Source organism: Nonomuraea sp. SBT364 (assembly GCF_001083785.1).
Classification (GTDB): domain Bacteria; phylum Actinomycetota; class Actinomycetes; order Streptosporangiales; family Streptosporangiaceae; genus Nonomuraea.
This window is the reverse complement of the sequence record NZ_LAVL01000101.1, coordinates 17,275-30,993: the sequence shown is the minus strand read 5'-3', so window position 1 is coordinate 30,993 and position 13,719 is coordinate 17,275. Positions and strand designations below refer to the sequence as shown.

General features: G+C 73.9%; 8 protein-coding genes. 7 read left to right on the top strand and 1 reads right to left on the bottom strand.

Features of this window, described 5'->3' with window-relative positions:
* From ADY59_RS32330 to ADY59_RS51745, 7 genes are all read left to right on the top strand, one after another.
* Positions 1 to 793, top strand: a 793-nt coding sequence (locus ADY59_RS32330) for a hypothetical protein (RefSeq protein WP_231619002.1), incomplete at its 5' end; no start/stop codon positions are given.
* Positions 794 to 855: 62 nt separating this feature from the next.
* Positions 856 to 3,033: an acyl-CoA dehydrogenase gene (locus ADY59_RS32325; protein WP_049570200.1), complete on the top strand. Its 2,178-nt coding sequence runs from the start codon at positions 856 to 858 to the stop codon at positions 3,031 to 3,033.
* A gap of 19 nt (positions 3,034 to 3,052) precedes the next feature.
* On the top strand, positions 3,053 to 4,537 hold the full coding sequence (locus tag ADY59_RS32320; protein WP_049570198.1) for a hypothetical protein: 1,485 nt from the start codon (positions 3,053 to 3,055) through the stop codon (positions 4,535 to 4,537).
* A 335-nt stretch (positions 4,538 to 4,872) separates the two neighbouring features.
* Positions 4,873 to 6,072, top strand: a complete 1,200-nt coding sequence (locus ADY59_RS32315; protein WP_053175355.1) for a glycosyltransferase family 4 protein — start codon at positions 4,873 to 4,875, stop codon at positions 6,070 to 6,072.
* Entirely contained in the window at positions 6,069 to 10,223 is a 4,155-nt protein-coding gene (locus ADY59_RS32310) for an alpha-(1->3)-arabinofuranosyltransferase (protein ID WP_053175350.1), read from the top strand. The genes ADY59_RS32315 and ADY59_RS32310 overlap by 4 nt, the downstream gene beginning before the upstream one ends.
* Positions 10,220 to 12,037, top strand: coding sequence for a hypothetical protein (locus tag ADY59_RS51750; RefSeq protein ID WP_049570192.1), 1,818 nt, complete (start codon positions 10,220 to 10,222; stop codon positions 12,035 to 12,037). The genes ADY59_RS32310 and ADY59_RS51750 overlap by 4 nt, the downstream gene beginning before the upstream one ends.
* A complete protein-coding gene (locus ADY59_RS51745) occupies positions 12,034 to 13,008 on the top strand; it encodes a DUF3068 domain-containing protein (protein WP_197093964.1) in 975 nt (324 codons plus the stop codon). Before ADY59_RS51750 ends, ADY59_RS51745 begins: the two co-directional genes overlap by 4 nt.
* On the opposite strand, the gene ADY59_RS32295 is transcribed toward ADY59_RS51745, so the two are convergent.
* On the bottom strand, positions 12,949 to 13,701 hold the full coding sequence (locus tag ADY59_RS32295) for a methyltransferase domain-containing protein (RefSeq protein WP_049570185.1): 753 nt from the start codon (positions 13,699 to 13,701) through the stop codon (positions 12,949 to 12,951). The two genes, ADY59_RS51745 and ADY59_RS32295, sit on opposite strands and share 60 nt — an antisense overlap.
* Positions 13,702 to 13,719 lie beyond the last annotated feature (18 nt).

Below are 13,719 nucleotides of genomic sequence, written 5' to 3'. Positions count from 1 at the left end.
GGAGCCCAAGGGCGGGGTGGTGAGCCGGATCGGGGATGTGCCGATCAAGGTGATCTACCTGCTCGGGGCCGTGGTGGCGACCGTGGCGGCGGTGCTGCTGGTGTTCGTGGTGTTCTCGGGCGACGTGCCGCAGGAGCCGCCGGCCGAGGAGGTGGTGCCGGTCGCGCCGGTGCCGTCCGCCGGCGCGAGCGCGAGTGCCAGTGCCGGCGCGAGCACGGGTGCGACACCGGCGGCGACGAAGGCGGAGGCGGCGCTGCCGGCTGTGCCGGAGAAGAAGGCGTTCCCGAAGCTGGGCGGGACGGCGAGCGGGACGAGCGGGACGATCACCGACAAGGCCAGCGGCATCAGCTACCCCCGCCTGGGCAAGCCGTGGAGCGCCAGGGACTTCCCGCCGTTCGCGGTGGCGCAGCGGGTGGGGAAGACGGCGGTGCCGCAGACGGTGGTGGCGTCGGCGATGCTGCCCGGGGACGAGCCGGAGGAGAAGCCGTCGGGCGACGCCGACTACCGGGAGATCGCGGCACGGGCGGCGCGCTGGACGCTGACCACGCAGTATCCCGACGGCGCCACGCTGACCTGGACGGCCTCGCAGAAGACGCCGGTCGGCAAGGGCTGGACGCTGGGGTTCGAGGTCGCGTACACAAGCGGGGGAGAGCAGCGGACGGGTCAGGCGATGGTGTCGGTGGTCGAGGTGGGCAAGACCAAGCCGGCGATGCTGATCGCGTCGATTCCGGAGAGCGGCAAGGCGTACTGGGCGGACTTGAAGACGCTGGCGACGAAAGTTCGTCCACTCTAGGCCAGAAGCATCCTCTAGAATATGGTTCTGGCATCGATGGGACCTGCCTGGAGGATGAGCACATGGCGATCGGGTTGAGCGAGGAGCACGAGGCGCTCCGCGAGTCGGTGACCGGCTGGGCCGAGCGGAACATTCCGGCCGAGCTGCTGCGCGCCGGGAGCGAGGAGCGGCCCGCGTTCTGGCCGGGGCTGGCCGAGCAGGGGCTGCTCGGTCTGCACCTGCCCGAGGAGGCCGGCGGCTCCGGCTACGGCCTGCTGGAGGCGGCGGTGGCCGTGGAGGCGCTGGCCGAGCGGATGGCGCCCGGCCCGTACGTGCCGACGGTGCTGGCGAGCGCGGTGATCCACGCGTCGAAGCGGCACGAGCTGCTGCCGGGGCTGGCCGACGGCACCCTGACCGGCGCGCTGGCCCTGACCGCGCAGCTGACCGGCACCCGGTCGGACGACGGCACGCTGGTCGTCAGCGGCACGGCCGAGCCGGTGCTCGGGGGTTCGCTGGCCGACGTGCTGGTATTGCCGGTGTCGACGGCCGACGGCGAGGTATGGGTGGCGCTCGACGCCGCCGCCGTGACCGTGACCGCCGTCAAGTCGCTGGACCTGACCCGTCCGGTGGCCAAGGTGGAGCTGGAAGGCGTGAGCGTGCCCGCCGACCGCGTCCTGGAGGGCGTGGCGGGCTCGGACGTGCGTGACCTGGCCGCCGTGCTGATGGGCGCGGAGGCCGCCGGCGTCGCCTCCTGGTGCGTCACCGCCGCCGCCGACTACGCCAAGGTACGCGTCCAGTTCGGCAGGCCGATCGGCCAGTTCCAGGGCATCAAGCACAAGCTGTCGCGGATGCTCGTCGCGCTGGAGCAGGCCCGCGCCACCGTCTGGGACGCCACCCGCGCCACCGGCAAGGAGCTGGAGTACGCCGCCGCGATCGCCGGGGTGATGGCCCCCGACGCCGCCGTGCAGTGCGCCAAGGACGCGATCCAGACGTTCGGCGGCATCGGCTACACCTTCGAGCACGACGCGCACCTCTACTACCGCCGCGCGCTCACCCTGCGCGCCCTGCTGGGCCCGTCGGCCGAGTGGGCGGCCCGCGTCACCGACCTGGCGCTGCAGGGCGTCTCCCGCGAGATGGAGATCGACCTGCCGGAGGACGCCGAGCCGATGCGCGAGGCTCTCCGGGCCGAGATCGCGGAGATCGCCGCCCTGGAGGGCACGGAGCAGAAGCGGGCCCTGGCCGACCGCGGGTTCGTCATGTCGCACCTGCCCAAGCCGTGGGGCCGGGGCGCCTCGCCGCTGGAGCAGGTGCTGCTCGCACAGGAGCTCAAGGCCGCCAAGGTCAGGCTGCCCGCGATGATCATCGGCGCCTGGGTGGTGCCGTCGGTGGCCGCGTACGGCACGCAGGAGCAGCAGGAGCGCTTCCTGCCCAAGACGCTCAGCGGCGAGATGATCTGGTGCCAGCTCTTCTCCGAGCCCGGCGCGGGATCGGACCTGGCCAACGTCCAGATGAAGGCCGAGCAGGTCGAGGGCGGCTGGAAGCTCAACGGCCAGAAGATCTGGACGTCGGTCGCGCACTTCGCCGAGTGGGGCATCTGCATCGCCCGCAACTCCTCCGAGGGCTCCAAGCACGAGGGCATCACGTACTTCCTCGTGAACATGAAGTCCCCCGGCGTCACGGTCCGGCCGCTGACGGAGATGACCGGCGAGAACCTGTTCAACGAGGTCTTCCTGGACGACGTGTTCGTGCCGGACGACCTGGTCGTGGGCGAGATCGGCGACGGCTGGAAGGTGGCGCGCAACACGCTGTCGAACGAGCGCGTCTCGCTCTCGTCCGGCTCGGGCGGCACCGGCGCGTCCATGTCCGACCTGCTCGGGCTGGCCGGGCGGCTGGGCCGCGAGCTCACGCCGGTCGAGCGGCACGAGGTGGCCGGGGTGATCTGCGAGGGGCACTCGATCAACGCCCTGTCGCTGCGGGTGACGCTCAAGCAGCTGGCCGGCTCCGAGCCGGGCGCCGACGCGTCGGTGCGCAAGCTGCTGTCGACCTCGCACGCCCAGCACGTCTCCGAGACGGCGGTGAGCCTGCTCGGCGCCCAGGCCGTGGCGGCCGCCGACATGAAGCTCGGCGACCCGGGCTACTGGAACCGGGCGGTGCTCGCCACCCGGGCGATGACGATCTACGGCGGCACCACCGAGGTGCAGCTCAACATCATCGGTGAGCGCATGCTGGGGCTGCCTCGGGATCCCGAGCCCGGCAAGTAACCGGCTACCCTCCCTGATCGTGGGGAGGCTCTGTCGGCTGTGGCCCGCGCTCCTGGGCGCGGGCCTGGCCGTGCTGGCGCTGGGGCCGGCGCTCGCGTGGGGGTTCGTGCTGCGGTACGACCTGGTGTTCGTGCCGGATCCGCCGATCCTGCCCGATTCCGGGGGGTTTCCCCGGGCGGTGCCGAGCGATCTGGTGGTGGCGCTGCTGTCGCGGGTGCTGCCCGGGGAGCTGGTGCAGAAGGGGCTGCTGGCCGGGATCTTCGTGCTGGCGGCCAGTGGCGCGGCGGCGCTGGTGCCGCCGGAGCGCCGGGTCGCGCGGCTGGTGGCGGCGGTCTTCTACGCGTGGAACATCTACCTGGCCCAGCGTCTCCTGCTGGGCCAGTGGGCGCTGCTCCTGGGGGTGGCCGCCCTCCCCTGGGCGGTGCGCGCCACCGCGATGGCGCCCGCGCGGCCCGCCGCACGGGCCGTGGGAAGCGTGGCCGGGTGGGGGCGGTTGGTGGTGGCGTCGGTGCCGGCTGCTGTGGGCGGGTTCCAGGCGATGCTGGTGACCGCGCTCACGGTGGCGCCGATCGCCGTCGCGCGGCGGCGGGTGGCCGTGGTGGGGGTGACGCTGGGCGTGCTCAGCCTGCCCTGGCTGGTGCCCGCGCTGACGTCGGGCGCGGTGACGGATCCAGCGGGGGTGGACGCGTTCGCCGCGCGGGCCGACGGGCCGTTCGGGGTGCTGGGGAGCCTGCTGTCGCTGGGCGGGATCTGGAACGCCGAGGCCGGGGTGCCGGGCCAGGAGGCGTGGTGGCTCGCCACCGGCCGGCTGCTTCTGGCGCTGGCCGGTCTGTACGGGTACGCGCGGATGCGTACGGAAGAGCGGCCGGGATGGTGGGGCGGGCTGGCCGTGGCCGCCGCCGCGGGGTTCGGCGTGGCCTGCCTGGGGGCGTTCGCGCCCGGGGTGCTGAAGTGGCTGATCGGGGCGTGGGCCGGGTTCGGGCCGCTGCGGGACGGTCAGGCGTATCTGGCGCCGATGGTCCTGGTGGCGGCCGTGGGGCTGGCCTCGCTGCTGCGGTCGGGGGCGCCGGCCGTGGTCGGGCTGCTGGCGCCGGTGCTGGTGCTGCCCACGTTCGCGTGGGGCGCGTCGGGCCGCCTGGCGGCGGTGCCGTACCCGCAGGAGTGGCGGACGGTGCAGCGGATCGTGAACGCCGACCCGGCTCCCGGGGCGCTGCTGTCGCTGCCGTGGGGGGCGCATCGGGCGTTCGCCTGGAACGGCGGCCGGGTCGTGCTCGACCCGGCGGCGAAGATGTTCGAGCGCCGGGTGGTCCGGGACGACACGCTGCTGGTCGGGCTGCCGGACGGCGGGCGGCTGCGGGTGCGCGGCGAGGACCCGCGGAACCGGCTGTCGCTCACGGGGGTGCGGTACGTGCTCGTGGCCGGCACCGAGAACCGGTTTCCATTCGATCTGCGCGGCTGGACGCCCGTGCACCAGGGCGAAGGGCTGACTCTGCTGCGCCGCTGACCGGCCCATTCACCTCTTACTTGAGGGTAACTTATTACATCACGGTTTGACGATACCTATGGATTCGTCCCGGAACACGTTCTAGTCTCGGCACACATCGTACCGATGTGGAGGGAGCGCTCAGTGTTGCGAATTCTCGCGGCCTTGGCCATTGGAGCCCTGCTGGCGGTGGGGGCGTCGGTCGCGGTGGTCAACGTAGCGTCGCCCGCGCCGACCCCGCCGAACCAGCCGCTCTACAACTACGGCACCAGGTAGTCCTTCCCGCCTGACGAGGCCTTACCAGCGGAGCACGGGGCGTGGCTTCGCCATGCCCGCGTGCCCGCCGTCGAGGAGTGATGGTGGTCTTCACCGGTGAGCACGCGGAGCAAGCACAGGCGGTCGTCCGCGGCGATGGGCCGCTCGCCGGGGTGCGGATCGCCATGCTCAACTTCCGCGAGCCGAGGCAGACGACCGCGGGCGGCGCGGAGGAGTACGCCTGGCAGGTCAGCCGCCACCTGCTGACCCAGGGCGCCTCGGTGGTCTTCGTGACCGGACGCCAGCGCGGCCAGCGCCGTGCCGAGACGCGCGAGGGCATCGCCCTGCGCCGGATGGGGAACCCGTACCTGGTCTATCTGCTGGTGCCGCTCTGGCTGCTGCTGCGCCGCAGGCGCTTCGACGCGGTGATCGACACGATGAACGGCATCCCGTTCTTCGCCCCGCTCGTGGTGCCGCGCCGCACGCCCGTGGTGTGCCTGGTGCACCACGTGCACGACCGGCAGTTCGCCGCCTTCCTGCCCCGGTGGCTGGCCGCGATCGGCTGCTTCGTCGAGGGGCCGCTCGCCCGCCTGGTCTACCGCCGCTGCATGACGGTCACGGTGTCGGAGTCGTCCCGGCGGGAGCTGATCGGCAAGCTGCGCTGGCTCGGCCCGATCGTCGTCGTGCCCAACGGCTGCGCGCACCCCGAGCCGCCGCCGCCCCGGGAGCCCGGCGCCGACCCGGTGATCGTGTACGCCGGCCGGCTGGTCGGGCACAAGCGCATCGACCGGGTCGTGGACCTGGCCGGCGAGCTGTCCGGGATGTGGCCGGGCCTGACCGTGCACATCGCCGGGCGCGGCCCGGAGTCGGGTTCGCTGGCCGCGCACGTGGCCGCCGGCGGCCTGGCCGACCGCGTCCACCTGCACGGCTTCGTGCCGGAGGCGCGCAAGGTCGCGCTGCTGGCCGGGGCCACGCTGAACGTGACGGCCTCGGAGTTCGAGGGCTGGGGGCTGACCGTGATCGAGGCGGCCGCGCTCGGCGTGCCGACGGTCGCCTACGACGTGGCCGGGCTGCGCGACTCGGTCCGCCACGGCGTCACCGGCTGGCTCGTGGGCGACGGGGAGAGCCTGGCCGACGTGACCGGGCGGGCGCTGAAGGAGCTGGCCGACCCGCGCCGCCGCGCAGAGGTGGCCAAAGCGTGCCGGGCCTGGGCAAAGGAGTTCACCTGGTCCCGAACTGGGGCTAACATGACTGAACTTATCGTGGCGGAACTCCAAGATCGCGGCGGAGCCCATCAGTGACCCATGCCTCGCCTGGACGACGGGAAGAGCTCCCGGAGTCCGAAGCCGAGAGCTATGACAAGCGGATCGGGCACCGGCTGCGCCTGCTGGCCGGCTGCCTGCTGCTGGTCGCGATCGCGTTCAACACCTCGACCGAGAAGATCATCCCCGAGACGAAGCTCGACATGGCGGTCAACCCGCTCGGCTTCCTCGGCAGGGCCCTGCACCTGTGGGACGGCGCGTACTTCGGCCACCTGCAGAACCAGGCGTACGGCTACCTGTTCCCGATGGGACCCTTCTACGCACTCGGCCTCAACCTGGGCATGGAAGCCTGGACGGTGCAGCGGCTGTGGATGTCGCTGGTGCTCTGCACCGCCTTCCTCGGAACCGTGCAGCTCGCCCGCGCGCTGCGCGTCGGCGGCCCGCTCGCCCGGATCGTCGCCGGGTTCGCGTACGCGCTCGCGCCGCACGCGCAGGCGCTGATCGGCATCAACTCCTCGGAGTTCCTGCCCAGCGCCGTGCTGCCGTGGATCGTCCTCCCGCTGGTCCTGGGGGCCAGAAGGGTGCTGTCGCCGCGCCGGGCGGCCGCGCTGTCCGCGCTCGCCTTCCTGTGCTGCGGCGGCGTCAACGCCGTGGCCGAGCTGGCCGTCCTCGTCGTCCCGATGCTCTATCTGCTGACCCGGGGGCGCGGGCCGGTCAAACGCCGGCTGATCGCGTGGTGGCTGCCGCTGATCGCGCTCGCCTCGCTGTGGTGGGCCGCGCCCCTGCTCACCATGGGCCGCTACATCTTCTCCTTCCTGCCCTACATCGAGACGGCCGGCGCCACGACCAGCGTGACGTCCCTGGTCAACGCGTTGCGCGGGACGTCGAGCTGGCTCAGCTTCCTCACCGTGGACGGGCAGGTCTGGCTGCCGGACGCCCACCAGCAGTCGACCGTCCCGTGGCTGATCCTGGTCACCTCGGCCGTCGCCGCGGTGGGCTTGGCCGGGCTGGCCCTGCGCGGCTTCCCGGAGCGGTCGTTCCTGCTGATCAGCCTGCTGGTGGGGATCGTCGTCGTGACGACCGGCCATCCCGGCACCCCGCACGCGGACTTCATGGCCGGCCTGCTGGACGGCCCGCTGTCGGCCTTCCGCAACCTGCACAAGTTCGACGCGCTCATCCGGCTGCCCGTCGCGCTCGGCGTCGCCGGCCTGATCTCCCTGGTACGGCCCGGCCTGCGCAGGCACCTGACCGTCGCGGCGGCCGGGCTGGTGGCGCTGTCGAGCCTGCCCATCCTGTACGCGGGGCTCGCGCCGGCCGGCGGGTTCACCGCGATCCCCGACTACTGGAAACAGGCCGTCTCCTGGCTGGGCCGCAACGCCGGTGACGGCATGGTGCTGGCCGTGCCGGGGGCCAAACGCGGCGAATACCTGTGGGGCCGCCCGCTGGACGAGCCGCTGCAGCCGCTGTCGCAGACCAGGTGGGCCACGCACACGATCGTGCCCTGGGGGTCGGCGGGCGGCTCGCGGCTGATGGCCGCCATCGACGACCGCCTGGCGTCGGGCAAGGGCTCGGCCGGGCTCGCCGCCACGCTGCGCCGCATCGGGGTGAGCCACCTGGTGGTCCGCAACGACCTGGACCGCCAGACCATCGGCACGGCCTGGCCGGCCCGCGTCCACCAGGCGCTGGAGGACTCGCCGGGCATCTCGCTGGAAACCAGGTTCGGGCCCGGCGTGGGCGTCGGCAGGCACGGGCAGGCCGCCGCCTGGCTGGACCAGCCGTACCCGGCGATCGAGATTTACAAGGTGTCCGGGGCCGCGCCGCTCGCCGGCACGGTCGACGCGGACCGGGCGCTGCGCGTGGGCGGCGCCCCCGAGTCCGTGCTGGCCCTGGCCGAGCAGGGGCTGCTCGGCGACGACCGGCCGGTCCTGCTCAACGACGACGACGGCGTGCTGCCCGCCGCCGAATCGGTGCTCACCGACACCCTGCGCCGCCGCGAGCTGGCCTACGCCGACCTGCGGCGCAACGCCAGCGCCACGCTCACGGCCGGCGAGCCGCGGCGCGGGAACTCGCCGGCCCGCGACCTGCTCGACCCCGGCTGGGAGAAGTACCTGTCCACTGCCGGTTTCAGCGGGATCGCCGGGGTCACCGCGTCGTCGTCCGAGGCGGACGTCACGGCGTTCGGCGAGTCGCGGGAGCCGGGCCACCAGCCGTTCGCCGCGCTCGACGGCGACGCGCGCACGAGCTGGCGCTCCACCGGCTGGCAGGGCGCGACCGGCGAATGGCTGGAGGTCGCCTTCACCGCGCCCCGGGAGCTCGGCACGATCAAGGTGGCGTTCGAGACCGCGCCGATCGGCCCGCCGCCCGCCGAGGTCGTGGTCGAGACCGACGCCGGCGAGCTGCGCCAGGACGTCAGGGCCGGCGCCGAGCCGCAGGAGCTGGCCGTGCCGGACGGGCGGACCGGCAGGGTGCGGATCACCGTCACCCGCACCGCCTACGAACCGGAGAGCTTGCTGGGCAGCCGCGTCGGGATCAGCGAGCTGACGATCCCCGGCGTCCGGGCCGGCCGCTCGATCATCGTGCCCGACCCAGGCGAGCAGCCCGGGGAGCCCGCGATCGCGCTCAGCAGGCAGGGCGACGTGCCCGGCTGCGTGCGCGGCTCGGTGGTGTGGAGCTGCTCGCAGGGCCACGAGGTGCTCGGCGACGACGGCAACGGCTTCGACCGCCTCTTCACGACCAGGAAGGACGGCGACTACACCGTCTCCGGCCGGGCCGTGCTGCGGGACCGCGTGGCCGTGGAGAAGCTGAGCACGCTGCCGGACGACGCGCTGACCGTCACCGCGTCCTCGACGGCGGTGGCGCACGGCGCGGCGGCCGGCCGGTGGGCGTTCGACGACGACCCGAGAACCGTGTGGTTCGCCGACCCGCTGGACCCCAGGCCGACGCTCACCGTCGAGCTGGCCCGCTTCACCACGCTGACGGAACTGCGCGTGACCACGCCCGACTCCTACCTCGGCGCCCCGCCCGTCCGGGTGACCGTCCGCGCCGACGGCGGCGTGCGGCAGAGCTGGATCGGCAAGGACGGGCTCGTCGAGTTCCCGGCGGTGGCCGCCAAGAAGATCGAGCTGGAGTTCGGCGCGTCCGGCGGCCGGCCCATCGAGATCAGCGACATCGAGATCCCCGGCACCAGCCCGCTCGGCGCGCTGACCGGCTTCCCGCTCAGGCTGCCCTGCGGCTTCGGCCCGACCTTCACCGTGAACGGCCGGACCGTGCACACCGAGGTCACCGACGGCACGCTGCACGACATCGTCACCGGGCAGCCGGTGCGGTTCGAGACCTGCGAGCGGCTGCTCATGGAGGCCGGGCGGACCGGCCTGGCGCTGCGGCCCGGCGACTCCTACCGCGTCGAGTCCGCCGTGGTGCGCCGGCTCGACGAGGACACCGGCGTCGCGCGCGCGCGGGCCGAGCCGGTCCGCATGCGCGAGACGCCCGTGCAGAGCTGGGAGGCCGGGGAGCGGAAGGTCAAGGTCGACGTCACCGCCGACTCCTACCTGGTCGTCAACGAGAACTTCAACGCCGGGTGGAAGGCCACGCTGGGAGTCGCCGAGCTCAAGCCGGTGCGACTCGACGGCTGGCGGCAGGCCTGGTTCGTGCCCGCGTACACCTCCGGCACGGTGACGCTCACGTACGTCCCGGACGAGCCGTACCGGGCGGGGCTGGCGGCGGGCGGCGCGCTCGCGCTCGTCGTCGTGGCGCTGGCGCTGGTGCCCGGGCGGCGCCGGCTGCGGCGGCTGCCGCCGTGCCGGCCCGCCGCGCCGCGCGCGGCCCTGATGCTGCCGATGGCGGTCGCGTCGGGCTACTGGGTCGGTGGAGTGGCCGGCGCGGCCGTCGCCGCGGCCGCGTTCGCGCTGGGCCTGTGGCTGCGGCCGTTGCGCGACGCCGAGCACCTGCGCGCGGGACGGCGGGCGGGGCTGCTGAGGCCGCTGACGGGGCCGTACACCGGCATCGCGCTGTATCTGGCCGCCGCGGCGGGCGGCGCGGCGGGCGCCGGCGGGCTGTGGACGCAGCTGCTGTGCGTGCCGCTGCTGGCGCAGCTCTGCGTCGAGGTCGCCGCCAGGAGGCGGCCGGCGCCGCTGACCAGAGCCCCCGTCCCCGTCGCCGCGGGCGGCCCGACCATGACGAGCGTGCCATGACCACGACGGACGAGCCGCGCGGCGGCATCGTGATCGCGGTGCCCGCGCCGCTGACCAGGGCGGCGCGGCGGCACGGCGTCGTGCTGACCGCGCTCGCGCTGATCGGCGCGGCCCTGGTGTGGAAGGCGGTGCTCCTGCGGCACGCCTACTTCAAGGAGGACGACTTCGAGTTCGTGGCCAGGGCGGTGGAGAACGCGCTCTCCTTCGACTACCTGACCCGGATCCACTTCGGCCAGTTCATGCCCGGCGGGTTCCTGCTGGCCTGGTTCTCGGCCCGGCTGGAGCCGTACGGCTGGGGGGTGGCGGCGGGCGGCGTGCTCGTCCTGCACGCGCTCGCCGCGCTGGCCGTGCTGCGCATGCTGCGGGTCGTGTTCGGCAACCGGCCGGCGATCCTGGCGCCGCTGCTGGTGTTCCTGCTGGCGCCGATCACCTTCCCGGCGCTCGCCTGGTGGGCGGCGGCGCTCAACACGGTGTTCCTGCAGCTGGCGCTGCCGATGGCGGTGGCCTCGCACTGGCACTACCTGCGCACCGGGCGGCTGCGGCACGCGGTGGCGGCGGCGCTGTGGGTGCTGTTCGGGCTGCTCGGCTTCGTCAAGGGGTTCGCCGTGCCGCTGGTGCTGTTCGCGCTGACGGCGATCTACTTCGGCGCGGTCCGCAGGCACCTGACGGTCTGGCTGATGTACGCGGGCGCGCTGGGCGCGTTCGGGGCGCTGTACGCGCAACGGTCGCTGTCGGCGGCGAACACCGGCGCGCTGCCCTTCTTCGACCAGGCCGCGAGCTTCCTGTGGGAGCTGCTCGGCAAGACGTTCGCGACGACCGTGCTGGGCGGGCCGTGGAAGTGGTTCGCCGGGAACGACTGGGGCGTCGCCTCGCCGCCGACGGCGCTGGTGGTCCTGTCGCTGGTGGTCATCGCGCTGCTGGTGGCCGTGACCGGCTACTACCGGCGGCGGGCGCTGCACGCCTGGGGGCTGCTGCTCGGCTACACCCTCGTGGCCGACGCGCTGCCCGTCCTGTGGGGGCGGGTGCACCTGCTCGGCTCGTTCGCCGGCACGGACACGCGGTACGTGGCCGACGCCGCGCCGCTGCTCGCGCTCGTCGTCGGCCTCGTGCTGCTGCCGCTGCCCGGTGAGGCGGAGCCGTACCGCAGGCCGCTGCCCCCCAGGGAGCGGGTGAGCGGGGTGTGCGGCGCGGTGCTCGGCGTGTTCGCGGGCGCGTCGCTCGTGTCGGTGACGATCTTCGCCAGCTACCTGGGCGCCGACCGGCGGCACGGCTACATCGAGACGGCCCGCGCCGAGCTGGCGAAAGCCGCGCCCGGCACCGTCATCTACGACCGGCTCGTGCCCGCCGACGTGGTGCCCGGCGGCTACCGCGCCTACAGCCTCACCTCCAGGGTGCTGGGCGCGATGGCGTCGCCGCGGCTCAGGGCCAGGATGCAGGACCCGCCGGCGGCGCTGGACGGCATGGTCTTCGACGACCTGGGCCGGCTGCGGCCGGTGGAGGTGGCCGGGACCGAGCTCGCGCCGCGCACCCCGGACGGCTGCTGGCCGGTCACCGGCGGGACCGTCCAGGTGCCGCTGGCCGCCACGCCGCCGCGCGTCGAGGGCACGCTGATCCGGCTGGGCTACGCCGCGCGGGCCGACGCCAAGGTCACGATGTGGATGGCCGACCGGCCCGTCGACGTGGAGCTGCGCGCCGGGCTCGGCGAGGTGTTCATGCTCGCGGTACCGGGCGCGGACCGCATCGTGCTGCCCGACCTGCCGCCCGGCGTGTGCGTCGGCGCGGTGACCCCCGGTCAGGCGGTGCCGGCGCCGTGAACGTGAGCCGCGCGACCCTCGCGCTGGTCCTGGCCGGGGCCGGCGCCTTCCTGCTGACGCTGATCCCGCTGATGCGCTGGCACGTGTCCGCCCGGGTGTTCACGGCGCCGCTGGAGCAGCAGAGCATGACCAGGTCGGTGGCCGAGTCCGCGACCTACCTGGACCCCGCCACGATGAAGGCGGAGACGGGCACGCTGGTGCGGACCCGCTGGCTGATCGGCGACGTGCTGACCGGCGACGAGCGGCGGGCGGTGTGGACCGAGTCGGTCTCCCTGGCCACCCGGGACGAGCGGCGGCTGGACTACCACGAGCGGCGCCTCGCCTTCGACCGGCGCACCGGCGTGATCGTCAACTGCTGCGGCGAGTATCTGGACGAGGACGCCCGGATCAAGCAGTCGGGCCAGGCGTTCCGATGGCCCTTCCAGGCCCCGCGGCGCGACTACACGCTGTTCGACCTGCGGTTGCGCCGGGCGGTGCGGGTCTCGTACGACGGCGTGGAGCGGGTGCGTGGCGTCGAGACCCACCGGTACGTGCAGCGCACGCCGCGCCAGGTCGTGCCGGGGGAGCAGCCTCCGGTGCCGCGCAGGCTCCTCGGGCTCAAGGGCAAGGGCGACGTGGGCGTGGCCCGCTACGCGGAGATCCGCCGGACCTTCTGGGTCGAACCGGTCAGCGGGCTGCCCGTCAAGACCACGGACCGGGTGACGGAGACGCTGGTCACGGCCGACGGGAGCGGCAGGCTGGTCGCGCTGGACGGAGTGTTCACGACGGCGGACGGCGACGTGCGGGCGGCGCTCGACACGGCGGCCTTCTACCGGCGCTGGGACCTGGTCGCCGGGACGGTCACGCCCGTCGGCGGCGGGCTGCTCGGCGCGGGCTGCGTGATCGCCGCGATCCGGCTGGTGCGGCGGCGCTCACCTGCGGCGCAGGACGAGGAGCAGGTTCCAGGTGACGAGCTCGCGGACGCCAGGTAGGTGGACGACATGCCGGGCCCAGCGCGGGTGGTAGCGGGGGATCGCGTCGAGCACCTCCACGTCGCGGTGGCGGCGCGCCCACGCCAGCGGCCCCGCCACGCCGACGGCGAACATGCTCTCGCCGTAGACGTTCTTGGGCGGCCTGCCGTGCCTGCGCTCGTAGCGGCGGGCCGCGTGGTGGCCGCCGAGATAGTGCCACGGCGAGGTCTCGTGGCCTCCCCAGGGCGACAGCCAGATCGTGTACGACAGGTAGACCACGCCGCCGGGCCGGGTGACCCGGACCATCTCGTCGGCCATGCGGCGCGGGTCGGGCACGTGTTCGAGCACGTTGGACGAGAAGCACACGTCGACCGAGCCGGTGGCGAGCGGCAGGTCCAGGGCGCTGCCCAGCACCGCGTCGCGGGGCAGGTCGCCGTCGCGCAACCGCATCTCGCCGGCGTCGCAGTCGACGCACACCGGCCGCGCCCCCGCCGCGCGCAGCGCGTCGGCGAAGTAGCCGGGCCCGCCGCCCACGTCGGCCACGGTGGCGCCGTCCAGATCCGTGTACGTCGCCAGCTGGGACACCGTGTCGGCGGCCAGGGTGCCGTAGAAGAAGTCGGGATCGCTCTGTTCGAGGCGGAAGGCGCGCAGCAGCCGGACGGACCTCGCCAGATCCGCCCGGAACGGTGCAGGGGTGTCCACGGCGCGGAGCATACTCCAGAGGAGGGAACG